General features: G+C 34.9%; 18 protein-coding genes and 2 tRNA genes. 13 read left to right on the forward strand and 7 right to left on the reverse strand.

All coding sequences use genetic code 11. From position 1 onward, the window contains the following. The first annotated feature begins 219 nt into the window (after positions 1 to 219). Complete coding sequence (locus ACHRV5_RS12385; RefSeq protein ID WP_395426970.1) at positions 220 to 942, forward strand: murein L,D-transpeptidase catalytic domain family protein; 723 nt, start codon at positions 220 to 222, stop codon at positions 940 to 942. On the opposite strand, the gene ACHRV5_RS12390 is transcribed toward ACHRV5_RS12385, so the two are convergent. Beyond that, on the reverse strand, positions 931 to 2,535 hold the full coding sequence (locus ACHRV5_RS12390) for a murein L,D-transpeptidase (protein ID WP_395426971.1): 1,605 nt from the start codon (positions 2,533 to 2,535) through the stop codon (positions 931 to 933). The two genes, ACHRV5_RS12385 and ACHRV5_RS12390, sit on opposite strands and share 12 nt — an antisense overlap. A 1-nt stretch (position 2,536) precedes the next feature. Next, positions 2,537 to 2,974 carry a GNAT family N-acetyltransferase gene (locus ACHRV5_RS12395; protein ID WP_230004595.1) on the reverse strand — a complete coding sequence of 146 codons (438 nt, stop codon included), beginning with the start codon at positions 2,972 to 2,974 and terminating at the stop codon, positions 2,537 to 2,539. A 135-nt stretch (positions 2,975 to 3,109) separates the two neighbouring features. Between ACHRV5_RS12395 and ACHRV5_RS12400 the strand changes: the two genes are divergently transcribed. Both ACHRV5_RS12400 and ACHRV5_RS12405 read left to right on the forward strand, forming a co-directional pair. Then, a tRNA-Gly gene (locus ACHRV5_RS12400) sits at positions 3,110 to 3,182 on the forward strand. A gap of 107 nt (positions 3,183 to 3,289) precedes the next feature. Continuing rightward, positions 3,290 to 3,362: transfer RNA gene (locus ACHRV5_RS12405), tRNA-Gly, on the forward strand. Positions 3,363 to 3,407: 45 nt separating this feature from the next. Here ACHRV5_RS12405 and pepE read toward each other — a convergent pair. Continuing rightward, complete coding sequence (gene pepE, locus ACHRV5_RS12410) at positions 3,408 to 4,115, reverse strand: dipeptidase PepE (protein ID WP_230004596.1); 708 nt, start codon at positions 4,113 to 4,115, stop codon at positions 3,408 to 3,410. A 163-nt stretch (positions 4,116 to 4,278) separates the two neighbouring features. On the opposite strand from pepE, the gene ACHRV5_RS12415 reads away from it, so the two are divergent. The 9 genes from ACHRV5_RS12415 to ACHRV5_RS12455 all read left to right on the forward strand — a co-directional run bounded on the left by ACHRV5_RS12415 (position 4,279) and on the right by ACHRV5_RS12455 (position 11,851). Next, positions 4,279 to 5,046 carry a hypothetical protein gene (locus ACHRV5_RS12415; RefSeq protein WP_230004597.1) on the forward strand — a complete coding sequence of 256 codons (768 nt, stop codon included), beginning with the start codon at positions 4,279 to 4,281 and terminating at the stop codon, positions 5,044 to 5,046. Continuing rightward, positions 5,033 to 5,758, forward strand: a complete 726-nt coding sequence (locus ACHRV5_RS12420) for a carboxypeptidase-like regulatory domain-containing protein (protein WP_395426972.1) — start codon at positions 5,033 to 5,035, stop codon at positions 5,756 to 5,758. Before ACHRV5_RS12415 ends, ACHRV5_RS12420 begins: the two co-directional genes overlap by 14 nt. Beyond that, the gene (locus tag ACHRV5_RS12425) at positions 5,748 to 6,503 is read left to right on the forward strand and encodes a hypothetical protein (protein ID WP_047778358.1); all 756 of its coding nucleotides are present in this window, start codon (positions 5,748 to 5,750) and stop codon (positions 6,501 to 6,503) included. Before ACHRV5_RS12420 ends, ACHRV5_RS12425 begins: the two co-directional genes overlap by 11 nt. Continuing rightward, the gene (locus tag ACHRV5_RS12430; protein ID WP_395426973.1) at positions 6,500 to 7,006 is read left to right on the forward strand and encodes a DUF6702 family protein; all 507 of its coding nucleotides are present in this window, start codon (positions 6,500 to 6,502) and stop codon (positions 7,004 to 7,006) included. Before ACHRV5_RS12425 ends, ACHRV5_RS12430 begins: the two co-directional genes overlap by 4 nt. Positions 7,007 to 7,071: 65 nt before the next feature. After that, positions 7,072 to 9,318 (forward strand): M1 family metallopeptidase, encoded by a 2,247-nt coding sequence (locus ACHRV5_RS12435; protein WP_395426974.1) that lies wholly within the window; start codon positions 7,072 to 7,074, stop codon positions 9,316 to 9,318. Positions 9,319 to 9,517: 199 nt separating this feature from the next. After that, positions 9,518 to 9,865: a twin-arginine translocase TatA/TatE family subunit gene (locus ACHRV5_RS12440; RefSeq protein ID WP_047778361.1), complete on the forward strand. Its 348-nt coding sequence runs from the start codon at positions 9,518 to 9,520 to the stop codon at positions 9,863 to 9,865. Next, positions 9,865 to 10,428 carry a phosphatase PAP2 family protein gene (locus tag ACHRV5_RS12445; RefSeq protein WP_395426975.1) on the forward strand — a complete coding sequence of 188 codons (564 nt, stop codon included), beginning with the start codon at positions 9,865 to 9,867 and terminating at the stop codon, positions 10,426 to 10,428. Before ACHRV5_RS12440 ends, ACHRV5_RS12445 begins: the two co-directional genes overlap by 1 nt. Before the next feature lie 276 nt (positions 10,429 to 10,704). Continuing rightward, entirely contained in the window at positions 10,705 to 11,238 is a 534-nt protein-coding gene (locus ACHRV5_RS12450; RefSeq protein WP_395426976.1) for a Crp/Fnr family transcriptional regulator, read from the forward strand. Positions 11,239 to 11,293: 55 nt separating this feature from the next. After that, the gene (locus tag ACHRV5_RS12455; protein ID WP_395426977.1) at positions 11,294 to 11,851 is read left to right on the forward strand and encodes a DinB family protein; all 558 of its coding nucleotides are present in this window, start codon (positions 11,294 to 11,296) and stop codon (positions 11,849 to 11,851) included. Positions 11,852 to 11,858: 7 nt separating this feature from the next. Here the strand turns inward: ACHRV5_RS12455 and ACHRV5_RS12460 are convergent, their stop codons facing one another. The 4 genes from ACHRV5_RS12460 to ACHRV5_RS12475 form a co-directional block, all read right to left on the reverse strand. Continuing rightward, positions 11,859 to 12,569, reverse strand: a complete 711-nt coding sequence (locus ACHRV5_RS12460) for a phytanoyl-CoA dioxygenase family protein (protein WP_395426978.1) — start codon at positions 12,567 to 12,569, stop codon at positions 11,859 to 11,861. 305 nt (positions 12,570 to 12,874) lie between these two features. Continuing rightward, on the reverse strand, positions 12,875 to 13,516 hold the full coding sequence (locus tag ACHRV5_RS12465) for an O-methyltransferase (protein WP_047778419.1): 642 nt from the start codon (positions 13,514 to 13,516) through the stop codon (positions 12,875 to 12,877). Positions 13,517 to 13,629: 113 nt separating this feature from the next. Continuing rightward, positions 13,630 to 13,962: a hypothetical protein gene (locus tag ACHRV5_RS12470; RefSeq protein WP_047778366.1), complete on the reverse strand. Its 333-nt coding sequence runs from the start codon at positions 13,960 to 13,962 to the stop codon at positions 13,630 to 13,632. A 253-nt stretch (positions 13,963 to 14,215) separates the two neighbouring features. Continuing rightward, entirely contained in the window at positions 14,216 to 14,818 is a 603-nt protein-coding gene (locus tag ACHRV5_RS12475; RefSeq protein WP_395426979.1) for a YceI family protein, read from the reverse strand. 438 nt (positions 14,819 to 15,256) lie between these two features. On the opposite strand from ACHRV5_RS12475, the gene rlmN reads away from it, so the two are divergent. Further along, positions 15,257 to 16,300 (forward strand): 23S rRNA (adenine(2503)-C(2))-methyltransferase RlmN, encoded by a 1,044-nt coding sequence (gene rlmN / locus ACHRV5_RS12480; protein ID WP_047778368.1) that lies wholly within the window; start codon positions 15,257 to 15,259, stop codon positions 16,298 to 16,300. Positions 16,301 to 16,653: the final 353 nt, after the last annotated feature.

Raw genomic sequence — 16,653 nt, forward strand, 5'->3', positions numbered from 1 at the left:
CGAAAAATACGTGCTTTTTAACTACCGAATCGAAAAAAAAGTTTTTTACCAGTAAATTCTTTGTAAAATTAATTTTTTTAGTCCGTTATGCTAATTTTTTCCTTTAGAATTGTTAAAATTTAAACAAAAAGACCTTGATTAACATTGTTTTATTTTGCTGGCTAGGTTTTTTTTATACATTTGCGATGCCCAAATTTTTTATTAACCTAAAGAAATTCAATGATTTACAAAATTTATCCATTACTGGTGTTTTTACTTTTGTCTTTTGGCAGAGATTCTAAAAACACAACAGAACTAAAAAAGGTAACAACAAAAAGTATTGCCAAAGTTGAAAAACTGACGGTTGATGCTAAAATTGAAAGTGTATACCACGCCTTAAATTCAAACAATTTTTCGTTACCGGAACTCAGGACTTTTTCTGAAGCTTTAAAAGGGTTTTACTTACTCAAAGAAAGAGGTGTTGTTCAGAAAGACATTTTGACTTTAATTGATTTTAGTCTGTCATCCAACGTCAAACGCCTTTGGGTGATTGATATGGGAACTAATACTATTCTATTTCAATCGTTGGTAGCGCATGGCAGGAATACGGGTGAAGAATTTGCATCAGCATTTTCAAACTCAAACTCATCCTTCAAAAGTAGTTTAGGATTTTATGCCACAGGTGAAATTTACCAAGGGAAACACGGAGCTTCCTTACGTCTGGATGGTTTAGAAAGAGGAGTTAATGACAATGCCCGCGAAAGGGGAGTTGTGGTTCATGGTGCCGATTATGTTTCAGAATCGTTCATCAGAAACAATAAAAGATTAGGAAGAAGTCAGGGTTGTCCCGCTCTTCCGGTTGAATTGACAAATGAAATTATTCAGGTTATAAAAGATAAATCGTGTTTGTATATTTATCATCCGTCGAGAGGATTCTCGGCAGAAGAGAAGTTAATCTCGTAACTTACTATACAAATCCGAATCTAAATTATAAATATCAGCTCTGAAAATGAGCTGATTTTTTTTGCTCCATGCGGTCCAATACCATTGATATAAAGCATATTTTTTTCTGATCTTAACACTGATTGTTTTCTTAGTCTCAATAATAGAGTCAATTTTTTCTTTCGGCCAGCTTACAGACACATCGGAAGAATCTAAAACATGTTCCGCCAATTCCAATGGATTCTCTATACGAACGCAGCCCGAACTTAACGAACGATTGTTTCTTCCAAAATAATTGCGATGATTCGTATCGTGTAAGTACACGCTATGATGATTTGGAAATAAAATTTTCATCACACCCAGGGAGTTGTTATAACCGGGACTTTGTACGTAGCGGTATTTCCCCGGATTGTTTTCGTTCCATGCAGCAGGTTCTACCGCATTTCCAGCACTGTCATATATTGTAATGTTTTTTTTGCTGAGGTAATTTCGATTGCGTTTCATTTCCGGAACAACATCTTCCTTAAGAATAGTAGGAGGAACAGTCCATGTCGGGTTAAAAACAATCGTTCTGAGCTTCGATGTTATAATTGGTGTTTTTCTCTTACTGGTTCCTACAACAATATTTCGAACCAAAGTGGTGTCCTGTTTTTCAACCACATTTAAACTGTAATTTGGAATGTTGATGATAAAATAGTTTTCTGCTAGTTCATTAGTATACCATCTCCATCGTTCCAAATTGGCAATAATTTGTTCCTTTCTTTTGTTTTTAGAAAAGTTCAAAGCGCTTATGGTTCCTACGCCAATGACACCATCTGCGGCTAAACCATGTCTTTCCTGGAATTTTTTGACAGACTCAAATGTTTTTTGATCGTAAATTTCGGTCAGGCTATCTTTTCTTCCCGACATGTCTTTCCAGAACAAAAGCCTTTTTTTGATGTTTATTAAGGCATTGCTGGTATCATTTAATGTGATTTTTGTTTTATCAGGAGATTCTATTTTTTTAATGTCACTATCATCAGGATAAGTATCGATGATTTTAAGTGCTGCTAATAGCTGTTTATAGGTATATGATTTTGACTGACAATTTTCGGCCAGACTGTCTAATTTGTCTTTGTTGAAAGCTTTTACAAGAGCAGTATTGACGTCAAATGTCTTTTCTTCTAAATCCCAATCGGCATATAATTTTTTAGGATCTAATTTCCCTTTGTACAAATGCGTTAAATACAATTCGAAATTATAAGTGAGTAAGGTGTCGTAATTGGCTAAGTCCGTATCGCTTAAAGAACTTATCTTTTTTTCGAATTTTTCTAATGCTTTTATTTTGTAATCGTCTGGATTTAAGCCTAGTTCATCCGATTTTTTTAATAAGGATAAAACGTAAGTTCTCTTTTTTAAATTTCCCCAGACTGTTTTGTTTTCTGAGGAAAGATAAAATTGTATAAGCGTTTCGCTTTTGAAAGTGTTAAGGAGTGCAGTGTCAATTTGTACTTTTCTTTCGTCAGTAAGTATAAGCGCAGGAGGTCGAACGGCTTTTTTTACCGGAACTTTTAGAGTTTCCTTTTTGCAGCTAAACAGTATGCATAGTACTAATAAAAAGTAAAATTTGTTCATTTTATAATGGTTTATACATTAAATAGTGTTCCCCGACATCTGTGATCTCAAACGCTTCTCCTTCAGTTTGATAGTTCATTTTTTTGTAAAACCCAACGGCGGCTGTTCTTGCATTAAACCAAATTAAATCAACTTGATTTTCAACGCAATAGGCTTCGCAGTGTTTTACTAAAGCTTCACCGATTCCTTTTTTCTGATGAGTGTCTAAAACGGCCATCCCACGAATTTGTGCTTGGTTTTTTTCGGCAAAGGTAGTGTTGATTTTTGTGAATAAGGAAATAATTCCTACTAAACTTTCGTCTGTGAACAGGCCAAAATGGTGTGTTGTCTCTAAATCGTCTCCATCAAAGACACAACTTTCTATAGGTTTCCCTTTTCTTAAAACGGGTTGACGGACGATATAGGTTTCTTTTGATGGTATTTCTTTAATAAGATTCATAATTTTGAAAAATAATTGGATGTGTAACTTTTTAACTTTAAATAAGTTATAAATTATTGTTGATTTTTATTGATTTTTTTTGCGAAAAAGCTTGTTTTGAACTTGAATTATTCTCTATCTTTGCACCACAGTAATGCGAAAGTAGCTCAGTTGGTAGAGCTCCAGCCTTCCAAGCTGGTTGTCGCGAGTTCGAGCCTCGTCTTTCGCTCTAAAAAAACCGGAATTTAATCGTTTCGGTTTTTTTAACAAAGCTAAATAATTTTTGATTTTTATTTTTTTAATTGATTTAATTATTTATATTTGCACCCTGTTAATGCGAAAGTAGCTCAGTTGGTAGAGCTCCAGCCTTCCAAGCTGGTTGTCGCGAGTTCGAGCCTCGTCTTTCGCTCTTTAAAAAACCGAAACATTTTATTATGTTTCGGTTTTTTTGTTTTTAATTCAGATGGCTTAAGTCTGTTTCGGTTTCTAATTCCTCCGGATTTTGATCTTTTAAAAATAAACGAGCAGATAAAGCTCCTTTTAAAGTGATTTTATTTCCTTTTACTTCCAGCCAGCTTCCTTCTCTTAAACCTAAAACCGGTATAGAGTTAAAAGCGTGGAATTCTTTAATTCTCGTTTCACGGGTTTCTCCCATATGTGTCGAGTTGATTTGAGGGTCTAAATAATGTGGGTTCAAGTTGAAAGGAATTAATCCTAAAGTTTGAAAACTTGGAGGGTAGATGATAGGCATGTCGTTCGTTGTCTGCATCGACAGACCGCAAATGTTACTACCTGCGCTGGTTCCTAAATAAGGTGTTCCGTTTTTTACAGTTTCAGAAAGGATTTGCATGATGTTATGTTGATACAATTGAGTGACTAACAAAAAAGTGTTTCCTCCTCCTGTAAAAATACCTTCTGCATTTTTTATAGCAGCTGCTGCATCTTCACAGGTATGAATTCCTTTTACAGCAATGTTAATTGTTGCAAATGCCTGTGTTACTTTTTCGGTATATTCGTCGTGCGTGATTCCGCCCGGTCTTGCAAATGGAATAAATAAAATGCTTTTGCAATCTTTGAAATGTTGTTGTAATGTAGGTAATAAATACGCTAAATAGCTGCCTTCGTGTAAGGTAGAAGTGCTGGCAATGATAATGCTTTTCATAAAAATATGGACTCAAATTGATTCCGTTAAAGATATTAAAAACTCCTTTTCGATTCTGGAAATCCGCAGTTTAATTAACATATTTTTACCAAGCCGTTAGTATTAAATTTAGAAGACATTAAGATATTTTTACATTTTTAAGAATAATTTTAATCTTTATATTTTGAGCGATAAGTTTTTATGTGTTTTGATTATTGTTTTGAGCCAGTCGGTGTGGGGGCAAAGTCAGGAGCGTATAGCTATTAATGGAAAAATAGCCTCCAATACCAATGATTTGGAAGGAGTTTATGTGGTAAACGCTCAAACAGAAGTTATGGCTACAACGAGTGGAGACGGTGCTTTTTCTATTATGGCTAAAGCTGGAGATACCCTCGTTTTTTCTTCCATACAATTTAAAGAAAGTAGGGTTCTGTTAACCACTGAAAATTTTTCCGATCTCAATTTTACGGTACGATTAAATATGGTAATGCATCATTTACAGGAAGTTATTGTGCGGAATTATAGCGGTATTAATGCTGTTTCTTTAGGGATTATTCCTGGCGATCAGAAAAAATATACACAAGCAGAGCGGAAATTACATACAGCAACAGCTTTAAATCCTACTGCAAATGCAGGATTAATGGCAGGCGGATCAGTTTCGGCAGATCCGTTGTTTAATTTTTTATCGGGTCGAACAGCCATGTTGAAAAAAGAGGTTGCAGTAGAGAAAAAAGAACTTTTTATGAAGCTTTTAGAGAAAATGTTTAGTATGGATCATTTTGTAAACAGACTGAAAATCCCTGCTGAATACGTAAAAGGATTTGAATATTATGCGGTAGATAATGATAAATTTACCGTTATTTTGAACTCTGATAATAAAACAGCTACTGAATTCCTACTGGGAGAACTGGCTGTAAAATACAAAGAAATACTTGCGATTGAAAACAAATAATATTTTACTGGCATTGCTTTTATTGATTACCGGAATAACTTTTGGACAGTCTCCTGTTTCAAAAGAAATCACGGGGCAGGTTGTAGAGCGTTCTACAACAATTGAAGGAGTGAATATTATCAATAATACGACTCAGAAAGCTACTGTTTCAGATGTAAACGGTATGTTTGCGATTGTGGTTAAAGAAGGAGATGTTCTGGTTTTTTCGTCTGTTAATTTAGAGCCGCTTAAACACAGGGTTACAGCTGATGATCTGAGTTTGAATTCAATTGTTGTAAAAATGACAGTCAAAGAAATTCAGTTGAAAGAAGTTGTTGTCAATGAAAACGCGGATCTTACTGCTGAGAATCTGGGAATTATTCCGTACGGTCAGAAAAAATACACTCCTGCAGAGCGAAAAGTATATACAGCAACATCTACTTCGATAGATAAATTGTTAAATAAAATTTCAGGTCGGACTACCATGTTGAAAAAAGAAGTGAATGTCGAGAAAAAAGAAGCGCTTTTCAGAAAGATGGAGTATATGTTTGATGAGAATTATTATACGGAAAGATTAAAAATTTCACCCGAAGACATTAAAGGATTTCAATTATATTGTGTGGATGATGGCGAATTTGCTGTATCTTTGGATACAAAAAACAAAACACTGAGTATGTTTTTGATAACCGAACTAGCGAGGAAATACTTAATAATTCTAGAAAATGAAAAATAAATTAGGACTACTTATTGCATGCTTATTTTGTCAAATCGTTTTAGGGCAAAACAATACAAGAAAACCACTACACGGGCAGGTAATAAATGACTTTCTTGCCATTGAAAGTGGTTATGTAATGAATGTTAATGCAAACGTAAGAACGTTTATCGGTTCTGGCGGATTGTTTGATATTTTGGCAAAACCTAAAGATACTTTATTGTTTTCAGGATTGGCATTTCAATCCAGAAAAGTTGTTTTGACAGAGAAAGATTGTGCTGAAATCCTTTTTCTGGTAAAATTAGATTTGGTAAATAATCAATTAAAAGAAGTTATTGTTCATAAGGATCTAAAAGTGAAATCTCTTGACGGAGGTTCGCAGAAATTTGTAGACATGCAGTTTGTAGACGATAAACAATCGACCGCAAAAAATATCGCAATGTACTCTGATCAAACTATAAAATATGGAACTGACTTTGTTCGTATTTTTAAAGACGTTAAAAAGCTTCTTCGTAAAAAAGACGATGTAAAAGACGATGTGATTTCTGATATCGCTTTTGTTGCCTATGCTAAAGATAATTTCACCCCTGATTTTTACAGTAAAACACTGGAATTAAAACCGGACGAAATAGAACTTTTTTTAATGTTCTGTTCAAATGACGGTGAATCTAAAAAATACCTAAAACCAGAAGACAAATTTATTCTGATGGATTTTATGGTCAATAAAAATAAAGAGTTTAAAAAAGCGGCAGTGAATCAAAAATGAAAAACAGATTAATTTATCCTTTAATCGGGATATTGTTTTTATCCTTTTCAGCTTTTACCTTTCATAAGTTTTATGTGGGTGTTTTTCAGGTCAATTATGCGGCCGAAAAGAAGATGATTCAAATTACATCCCGCATTTTTATTGACGATTTAAATAATGGTCTGGAGAAGAAGTACCACAAAAAAACCTTCGTTGGTACAGAAAAGGAAACTCAGGCTGATGTTGATTTATTGAAAAAGTATCTTACAGAGCATTTTTCAATAAAAATAAACGGTCAGTCCAAATCAATTGCTTTTTTATCTAAAGAAGTAGAGGCAGGAGATGTATTGGTTTGTTACAGCCGTATAAAAGACGTTGACAAATTTAAGACCATCGAAATTTCGAATACCATTTTAGTAGATTGGAATTCTGAACAGCAAAATATTACACATATTTCAGCCTTTGGAACCAAAAAGAGCGTTCTCTTTACAGAATCCTCAAGGAAAGAAGTGTTAAAATATTAGTTGAAAGGGCGTAATTATTAGATTAATTGCTATTTTCACAGCCTCAAAGAAAACCAAAAACACTTATGAAAACACTTTCGTTATTATTGCTTTTTCCGGCTATGTTGATAGCTCAGGAGAAAACAACGCCTGTTGTACCAAAACAGCAAGGTAAATACGATACAAACAAATTTAGCCAGATGTACGATTTACTGGCTACGCCTAATATGTTTCGTACCGCTTCGGGAGCACCGGGGCCGGCTTATTATCAACAACAGGCAGACTACAAAATTGATGTAGAATTAGATGATAAAAAATCAAAATTAACGGGTTCTGAAGTTATTACGTATTCCAATAACTCTCCGGACACTTTAGAGTATTTGTGGATTCAGTTAGACCAGAACCAGGCTAAAGCAAACACACAAACTTCTTTGGCGGAAAGCGAAAAAATGAATCAGGTATTGCCACTTGAAGGTTTCTCGAATAAGTACTTAAAGAAAGATTTAGAGCGTGGTTTTAACATCGAACAGGTTAAAGACGCTAAAGGAAACGCCATGTCTTATACGATCAACGAAACCATGATGCGTATTAATTTGGCAACACCTCTAAAACCGGGAGAGAAGATTTCATTGGCAATAAAATGGTGGTACAACATCAATAACTATCGCAAAGAAGGTGGAGGTCGTTCCGGTTATGAATTATTTGAAAAAGACGGAAACAAATTATATGTAATTGCGCAGTTTTATCCAAGAATGGCCGTTTACAATGACGTAGAAGGCTGGCAAAATATGCAGTTCTGGGGTAGCGGAGAGTTTGCGTTGCCTTTCGGAAATTTTGACGTAAATATTACCGTTCCTGCTGATCACGTTATTGATGCAACGGGAGAATTAGTGAACAGAAGCGAAGTTTTCACAGCAGAACAAGTGAAACGTTACGAGCAAGCTCAAAAATCATTTGACAAACCGGTTGTAATTGTAACACAAGCTGAAGCAGAAGCTGCTGAAAAAGGTTTTTCTGAAAAGAAAAAAACATGGAAATTCAGTGCTAAAAATGTACGTGATTTTGGAATTGCCTCGTCAAGAAAATTCATTTACGATGCAATGGCTGTACAATTAAATAACAAAGTAGTAATGGCAGAATCAGTGTATCCAAAAGAAGCAAATCCGCTTTGGGGAGAAACTTCTACGATGACTGTTGCGCATACTTTGAAGAGTTATTCTTCTCACACTTTTGATTATCCTTATCCAAAAGCAGTTTCTGTTTCGGCAGAAGACCAAGGAATGGAATATCCAATGATTTGTTGGAACTATGGTCGTCCTGATGAAAACGGGGTAACGAGTAAAGAAATTAAAAACGGAATGATTGGTGTGGTAATTCACGAAGTGGGTCATAACTTTTTTCCAATGATTGTAAACTCAGATGAGCGTCAATGGAGCTGGATGGATGAAGGTTTAAATTCGTTTATGGAGTACATGGCAGAACAGGAATTGGATTCTAAATTTCCATCAAGACGTGGTCCTGCAAAAAATATTGTTCCTTATATGAGCGGAGATCAAAAGTTTTTAGAGCCAATCATGTCTAATTCTGAAACGATTCAGCAATTTGGAAATAACGCTTACGGAAAACCGGCTACGGGACTTAATATTTTAAGAGAAGTAGTGATGGGAAGAGAATTGTTTGACTATGCTTTTAAAACATATGCCAACAGATGGAAATTCAAACACCCGACTCCTGAAGATTTTTTCAGAACAATGGAAGATGCTTCTGCCGTTGATTTAGATTGGTTTTTCAGAGGATGGTTTTATTCAACTGATTTTGTAGATATCGGAATCAATGACGTAAAACAATATTATGTTTCTGATACTCCAACAGCAGATATCAAAGACATAAAGGTTAAAAAAGGACGTTTCGGGTATGATAAAGGGCCATTTGTTTACCTGGTTGCTGGTGATAATGCAGAAGTGAATACTTCTAAGAAAAAAGCATTAAAAGTAGAAGAGGTAAAGTTATTGGCAGATTATGTAGATCAGACTTTTACCGCAGAGGAAAAAGCAGGTTTAAAATCGCCTAAATATTTCTACGAAGTTGAGTTTAACAAACCGGGCGGTATGATTATGCCGATTTTGGTTGAGATTACTTATGAGGACGGAACACAACAAAATTTCCAATATCCTGCTCAAATCTGGAGAAAGAATAACGACACAGCTAAAAAAGTGTATGCAACAGAAAAAGCAATCAAAAGCATACAAATAGATCCAAAATTAATGACTGCTGATATTGATGTAACCAATAATTCCTGGCCAAAAGTAGAAGTGAAGTCAAAGTTTGACTAAGAATAAAAATTTAACCGCAAGGGCCGCAAAAGGTTTACGCAAGGTTCGCAAAGCAATAATTAAACTTTGTGAACCTTGCGTTTTTTCTTTGCGTACCTTGCGGTTAAAATAAATAACGCTTAAACATTCTTTTTAAGTAAATTTTAAAACTCGCGGCTACAAATTTTAATATCTTTGTAGCTACACAAAAATAAAAGATATGTTTGGTATAGGAGGAGGAGAATTAGTTTTCATACTGTTTATAGTACTAATGCTTTTTGGTTCAGATAAGGTGCCTGAAATCGCACGTACAATGGGTAAAGCAATGGCGCAGTTAAAAAATGCTACAAACGATATTAAAAGTGAAATTCAAAAAGGAGCAGAGGCCAATGGTCTTGACGCTAAATCTTTGACGGATATCACTGGAAATATCAATGCTGAAATCAATAATGCAAAAACTAATTTACTGGGAGATACAACTAATTTGCTTGGCGATACAACCAATGAGATCGAAAAAGTAAAAGAAGATATTGACTCTATCTCAGGACCTGTAAAACGCCAAAGATAATGCTCGAAAAAATACAAGAATTAGATACCAACCTCTTTGTGTATCTGAATGGTTTAGGTTCTGAAACTTACGATAAATTATGGTTGATTATCACCAATCAATTGAATTGGACGCCTCTTTTCCTACTTATTTTTTATCTGATTTATAAAAAAATAGGAGGAAAACAAACCTTGTATGTACTTCTTTTTATAGCGATTTTAATTGCGTTTACCGATCAAACTACCAATCTGGTTAAAAATACCGTTCAGCGTTTACGTCCTTGTAATAACCCAGAAATCAACACTTTTATTCGTATTGTTCAGGCTAGAAAATCATTTAGTTTTTTCTCCGGTCATGCTGCCAATACGATGGCTGTTGCGACCTTTTTATACTTAGTCTTAAAACGCCATTTTAGATATTTGGGTTTCTTGTTTTTATGGCCGTTAGTATTCGCTTATAGCCGTATTTATCTGGGATTGCATTATCCGGTAGACATTCTTACCGGCTATTTTGTTGGAGCCGTTTTTGGGACATTGATTTATTTGCTGTATCGAAAATTGAAACCAAGGTACTTTCCGGGATAATATTAGAGCGTTGATAAGGTTCTGAGGTACTGAGATTCTAAGGTTCTAAGTCTTTAAATTTAAAAACTAAATATAGAGATCGGAAATAGGCAATCTTAGCTTCTGTTTGTGATTCGCAGACTCTTATTCGTCTTTGAACTGCAGTAGTATAAGCACCAGTGTCAAAAAACTCACTATTCTTTCTGCAGCTTTAGTACTATTGTTAAATAATAATCGCCAATGGTTTTCTGTACAAATAAAAAGAACTAAATTCATCCTGTTAAACTGTAGTACGATATGAAAGTCGGTGACCTCATACACTTGATCCAACAAAATAATCTGGTTGAAAATACAATTGCCATTGAGCGCAATGAATTCCTCAAAGTAGAAGGAAGTGTTGATACCAATATTTATTTTATAGAGGAGGGCAGTCTGCGGATTTTTGTACTGGATGACGATGAAGAACGTATTATTCGTTTTGGGTATAAAAACAATATAGTGGTTCCAATAGACTCGTTTCTGTCTGAGAGTCCATCGGATTTTTATATTCAGGCTATAAAAAAGACGCTGGTAAAAGTTATTCCGAAAAAGGGATTTATGAACTTTGTTAACAAGAACGAAGATAATCTCAGACTTTGGATAAAAATTATAGAAGATCTCGTTCTGCAGCAAGTTGAGCGGGAAAAAGACATTCTGATCAGTTCGCCCAAAGAACGTTTTGAGAGGGTGTTGAAAAGAAGTCCACAGTTATTTCAGGAAGTTCCAAACAAACATATTGCAAATTATTTGAGGATGAGCCCCGAAACTTTGTCGAGGCTAAAAAAACGTTGATTTCAATCAATGTTTTCTGTTCAAAAGTTAAGGAACTTTGTCAAAAATCAGCAACATGAATATAAAATCGGAGGATTTAATAAAAGACTTAATAACGAGTACACAACTAATTATTGACAAAGCAGAGTCTTTGAAAGCAGAAAGTGATGCCGTGCTTAATTTCAGAACAAACCCTAAGGCCTGGAGTATTTTGGAATGTTTGGAACATCTTAATCGCTACGGTAGATTTTATCTTCCTGAAATTACCGGGCAAATACAGAAAACCAGTTCAGAACAGGAAAGGTATTTTAAAAGTGGCTGGCTGGGAGATTATTTCGCAAAAAGTATGATGCCAAAAGAAAAGCTAAATACAATGAAGACTTTTAAGAGCATGAATCCCATAAACAGCACATTGGACAAAGCCGTTATTGATGATTTTATCAACCAGCAAATTGAGATGCTCGAATTGTTGAATAGTGCCAAAGAAGTAAGTCTTGCTAAAACAAAAACAGCCATCAGTATCTCTAAAGGAATACGTTTGAAATTAGGAGATACTTTCAGATTTGTAATTTACCACAATCAAAGACATGTTGCGCAAGCCGAAAGAGTATTGGATGCCGCTCATGGTATTTGAGTTAATTTTAAATAAAATCTTTTTCACTCCACAACAAACCGTTTGGAAGCTCTTGCTTACTAAACTCAATATGAATTACACGTCTTCTTTCGTTATTTGTTGTTTTGCTGGATGCGTGAAAAAGCAAAGGTCTCATAATCATGATACCGCCTTTTTCAACTTCGCAAATCGTTTCATCCTCCATTTCGAGATTTTCGATTCTTAAAATACCTTTAGAATGAGAATTTTTTATCACTTTCAAAGCACCATTTTCCTTTGTGGTTTTGTCCATGTGAATTCGTATCGTAAAGTTATTTTCGAGAATTTCTTTTGGGGGCTGAACAGCAAATTGATTTTGTTTAACCGTCCAGTTTTCGAAGTTTTCAATCTCCATTTTTTTGTCAACAGAAATAGTCAAATCCTGATGATACCCAACAAACCAGTTTGATTTTTCGGGTTTGTCAAAATAGATCGATTTGGTTATAAAAAAACCTTTCCCAAAAGTATTTTCTATAATATCCTTTAAGTTTTGATTGAAAATAAAATCTAAAGTTTCCGGAATTTCTTTGTGAAATTGCCTAATGGCAAATAAATCCTGAGATTTTCTAAAAGTGGCATTTTCGGTTGTGTTTTCGGTCGTATTTTCAATTAAGGAGATTATTTTATTGATTTCCTTCTCGTTGTACACCTTATCAATAATAGCAAAGCCGTCTGTATCTATTTTGTTCAGATAATTCATTTAAGGGTTCGTTTTAAGTGTTTGTAATTAGCGCGAGAAATGGAGGAGCCAAGTTTAGTGAGAAGTCAGTAGATTTATTGCAATTTGCAATAGTTTCCAGTTTCATTAAGTTAAGGATTGTCAAAAAAAAAGTCTCACGCAGATTTTAGCGGAATGGAAAAAAATCCGCAGAATCCGCGTGAAAAAATATCATTAACTTAATGACATTGAGATGAAGGAGTAAAATTCAGCAAAACATCAAAAGGCTTTAGGCAGAATTTAAAATCTCAGCAACTCAGTGCCTCAGAACCTCAGTAACTTAAAAACTAAAGTACCCGACTAACTGTCAATCCATCGCGAATAGGTAATAAAACCGTTTCAACTCTAGGGTCGTTTTTCAGAAGCGTATTGTATTCTAAAAGAACTTTTGTGCTAATGTCATTTGGATGTAGCGGTTCAAGGATTTTGCCGCTCCAAAGGACGTTGTCGGATAAAATAATACCGCCTTTGTTCATTTTTGGAACAATCATTTCCCAATAATTCAGGTAATTTTCTTTATCGGCATCTATAAAAACCAAATCAAATTTTACCTCTAAAGTTGGTATAATAGAAACAGCTTCTCCCAGATGTTGGAAAATCTGTTCTCCCCAAGGTGAGGCATCAAAATATTTTCTTTGAAAATCAATTAATTCCTCTTTAATATCAATCGTATGCAATTGCCCGTTTTCCTGCATTCCTTCGCACAAACACAAAGCAGCATAACCAGTGTAAGTCCCGATTTCAAGAATGTTTACCGGACGGATCAATTTAGACAACATGCTCAGTACACGACCTTGAAAATGCCCGCTCAACATTCTTGGCAAAAGTATTTTCTGGTAGGTTTCCTTGTTTAATTTCGCCAATAATTCCGGTTCGTTTTCAGAATGTTGTTCGATGTAATCCTCTAATTCCTGTGATATAAAATGCATGTGATATTCTTCTAAGGTTGAAAAACAAAAATACAAAAAATATTGGGTAACTTTTTCCCATAAAAAAACCATTCGTTGTAGCGAATGGTTCTTTTATGAATTGAAATAGAATGCTATTTTTTTAGAGCAGCATCTACTTCCTTAGCTGTTTTTACAGTTCCGTCTTTAGCGGCTTTAGCAGCTGCTTCTACTTTATCTGCTCCTTTTTTAGTCGCGTCTTTAACATCATCAGCGGCTTTTTTGGTAGCATCTTTTACGTCCTGTGCAGCATCTTCTGTTTTGCTTACAGCGCTGTCTTTCACTTCTTCAAGGTCTGTAGTTAGCGAATCTACCTTGTTTCCAAGTGTTAATTCTTCTTCAGGTTTTGTTTCTTTTTTGTCTCCGCAAGATTGTACAGTAACTGCTAATAGAGCAACAACAGCTAAACTTAAAATTTGTTTTTTCATGATTAATTAGATTTTTAAATAGATTAAATTATAAAGGTTATAAAGCTGAAAAAATAAAAGTACAAATTTTAAAATGATTGAGCTCTTTGTGCGATTATCTTTCTTTTTACTGAAAGACAATTCTTGTGCCAAAGTTTTAAACTTACTAAAAATTCTATAAAAGCTTTTTTAGATATTGTAATTGATGAGTGGACGAAAAGCGTTTCTAATTTGATCTTTTGGCTGTGCGGTAAGGAGTTAAGTGTTTTTGTTGTTATTTCGCTTGTGTCAAATAATCAGAAGTGCTTAAATGACCTTCCTGGCTTAGCGTAATGCGAAACATTATGGTTAAGTTTTTCCCGGCTTTAACAATTCCCAGTGCAGCCTGTGGAGGAGCCATTTCAAAATCGGCAAAAGTGATTTGGTTAGACCCCTGTAAAATAATGTTTCCATTAGTACTCACTGTACTGATCTGGGTTTTATAGTCTCTACTCACACCAGCAATGGTGTAAGTTCCAAGTAATACCCAGGTTGTTTCGTTTATCTGAGTGGCTGATTTTAAAACATACTTGATATTTTTATGTGTTTTGGTCTCCAAAGTTTCATAGGCGATTTCATCCATACTTGTTTTAGGGCTTTTTATACTTTCTGCCGGAAGGGTAATGGTTAAGTTATTAATCTCCGTTAATTTAAAACCTTTAACAGTTAAGTTAGCAATACCGCTCCCTTCCGAAGATTTCATTACCCAGTCGTGTACGGTTGAAGTGCCGGCAACTTCAAAAGCCGATTTGGCCACCAGATAGTTTTTTTGTGCGTTGAGTTGTAAGGATACGATTGTAAAAAGTACGGTCAATAAAATTGATTTAATTGTCTTCATTTTTAATAATGTATTGGTTAATCTTTCTAAATAAGGAAATCTCTATCTCGATCAGGTTTTGCAGTATTGAAAGCTGCCCCTTATTTCTTAGATCAAATGTATGGGGAACACCTAAAGACGGGCATGATAAAAGTCATGGTTAAAAAGGTATTAAAGTTCTATACTAATTAACCCGGTATTGGAGGATGTGTTTCTCTTTTCAGTAAGAGTCTTGTTTTTACTGTTTTGAATTGAAATAATCGAATTTTTAAAGAAGTTTCTCTATCGAATTTTAATTGCTTTTTTGAAGCTTTAAAAATGAAATACTGCGATTTAAAAGACTTTAGAGATTAGATAACAATAAAAGTGGAGAGGATCACCATTTTCTAAAATAGGGCTATTTAGGAAGATTGACTTTAAAAAATAGAAAAAAACAACAAAAGTGCTTAAATTTGCACCATGCAAATCGAGAAAAAAGACATACGAGCCTTATCAAAAGATCAATTACGGGATTTTTTTGTCGCTAATAACGACAAAGCCTTCCGTGGCAACCAAGTCTATGAATGGTTATGGAGTAAAGGAGCACACAGTTTTGAGGATATGACCAATGTAGCCAAACCTACAAGGGCCATGTTGGAGAATAATTTTGTAATTAACCACATTAAGGTTGATACCATGCAGCGCAGTAGCGACGGAACCGTAAAAAATGCAGTTCGTTTACATGATGGTTTGGTGGTAGAATCCGTTTTGATTCCTACCGAAACCCGAACAACAGCCTGTGTTTCCAGTCAGGTGGGTTGCAGTTTAGATTGTAATTTTTGTGCCACAGCAAGATTAAAAAGAATGCGAAATCTGGAACCGGGAGAAATCTACGATCAGGTTTTGGCTATAGATAAAGAAAGTCGTTTGTATCATAATCATCCATTGTCGAACATTGTTTTTATGGGAATGGGAGAGCCTTTAATGAATTATAACAATGTCATTAAAGCAATCGATATGATTACCTCTACAGAAGGCCTGGGAATGTCGCCAAAACGTATCATGGTTTCGACATCGGGAATTCCGAAAATGATTAAAAAAATGGCCGATGATGATGTGAAATTCAAATTAGCGGTTTCCTTGCATTCAGCTATTGATGAAATTCGCGCGAAGATCATGCCTTTTAGTAAAAATTTCCCGCTGGCAGACTTGCGTGAAGCTTTAGAATATTGGTACAGAAAGACCAAAAACAAAATCTCGTACGAATACGTGGTTTGGAAAGGAATCAACGACGATAAAGCCTCAATTGATGCCTTGGTTAAGTTTTGCAAATATGTGCCTTGTAAGGTCAATTTAATTGAATACAACCCAATTGACGATGGAGAATTTCAACAAGCTTCAGAAGAATCTATATTAGCTTATATAAAAGCATTAGAGAATATCGGAGTAGTGGTAAAAGTACGTCGAAGCAGAGGAAAAGATATCGATGCCGCCTGCGGACAATTGGCAAATAAAGAAGGATAGTTTTTTAATTATACAGCATAAAAAAGCATTAAAGACGAGATTTAGATCTGTTTTTAATGCTTTTTTTTTGGCAAAAAAGGTTTTGGTTTTTAGAGTGTATCAGAGATCAAGTTTAAAAGTTGTGGAGAAGTAAAAATCTAGCAAAGTCGCAGAGTCGCAAAGTTTAATCGCTGCGTTCGTGCTTTCGATGGAGGAGAAATAGTGTTAATCAATACTAGTTTAGCATTTTGTTGAAGCATTAATCGTTACATTGTCAATCGTTAAAGCCCTATTTCCTGCATTTCTGTCCTTTCGACGAAGGAGAAATCACATCCAATATTCTACAAAGATTGGCGATTTTCTTTACGGAATTT

Source organism: Flavobacterium sp. FlaQc-52 (genome assembly GCF_044007495.1).
GTDB classification, from domain to species: Bacteria; Bacteroidota; Bacteroidia; order Flavobacteriales; family Flavobacteriaceae; genus Flavobacterium; species Flavobacterium cupriresistens.

What these genes read in the sequence shown, in the direction of transcription:
- ACHRV5_RS12385 (WP_395426970.1), top strand. Translation starts at nt 220, where the DNA reads ATGATTTACAAAATTTATCCATTACTGGTGTTTTTACTTTTGTCTTTT.
- ACHRV5_RS12390 (WP_395426971.1), bottom strand. Translation starts at nt 2,535, where the DNA reads ATGAACAAATTTTACTTTTTATTAGTACTATGCATACTGTTTAGCTGC.
- ACHRV5_RS12395 (WP_230004595.1), bottom strand. Translation starts at nt 2,974, where the DNA reads ATGAATCTTATTAAAGAAATACCATCAAAAGAAACCTATATCGTCCGT.
- pepE (WP_230004596.1), bottom strand. Translation starts at nt 4,115, where the DNA reads ATGAAAAGCATTATCATTGCCAGCACTTCTACCTTACACGAAGGCAGC.
- ACHRV5_RS12425 (WP_047778358.1), top strand. Translation starts at nt 5,748, where the DNA reads ATGAAAAATAAATTAGGACTACTTATTGCATGCTTATTTTGTCAAATC.
- ACHRV5_RS12430 (WP_395426973.1), top strand. Translation starts at nt 6,500, where the DNA reads ATGAAAAACAGATTAATTTATCCTTTAATCGGGATATTGTTTTTATCC.
- ACHRV5_RS12435 (WP_395426974.1), top strand. Translation starts at nt 7,072, where the DNA reads ATGAAAACACTTTCGTTATTATTGCTTTTTCCGGCTATGTTGATAGCT.
- ACHRV5_RS12440 (WP_047778361.1), top strand. Translation starts at nt 9,518, where the DNA reads ATGTTTGGTATAGGAGGAGGAGAATTAGTTTTCATACTGTTTATAGTA.
- ACHRV5_RS12445 (WP_395426975.1), top strand. Translation starts at nt 9,865, where the DNA reads ATGCTCGAAAAAATACAAGAATTAGATACCAACCTCTTTGTGTATCTG.
- ACHRV5_RS12450 (WP_395426976.1), top strand. Translation starts at nt 10,705, where the DNA reads ATGAAAGTCGGTGACCTCATACACTTGATCCAACAAAATAATCTGGTT.
- ACHRV5_RS12455 (WP_395426977.1), top strand. Translation starts at nt 11,294, where the DNA reads ATGAATATAAAATCGGAGGATTTAATAAAAGACTTAATAACGAGTACA.
- ACHRV5_RS12460 (WP_395426978.1), bottom strand. Translation starts at nt 12,569, where the DNA reads ATGAATTATCTGAACAAAATAGATACAGACGGCTTTGCTATTATTGAT.
- ACHRV5_RS12465 (WP_047778419.1), bottom strand. Translation starts at nt 13,516, where the DNA reads ATGCATTTTATATCACAGGAATTAGAGGATTACATCGAACAACATTCT.
- ACHRV5_RS12470 (WP_047778366.1), bottom strand. Translation starts at nt 13,962, where the DNA reads ATGAAAAAACAAATTTTAAGTTTAGCTGTTGTTGCTCTATTAGCAGTT.
- ACHRV5_RS12475 (WP_395426979.1), bottom strand. Translation starts at nt 14,818, where the DNA reads ATGAAGACAATTAAATCAATTTTATTGACCGTACTTTTTACAATCGTA.
- rlmN (WP_047778368.1), top strand. Translation starts at nt 15,257, where the DNA reads ATGCAAATCGAGAAAAAAGACATACGAGCCTTATCAAAAGATCAATTA.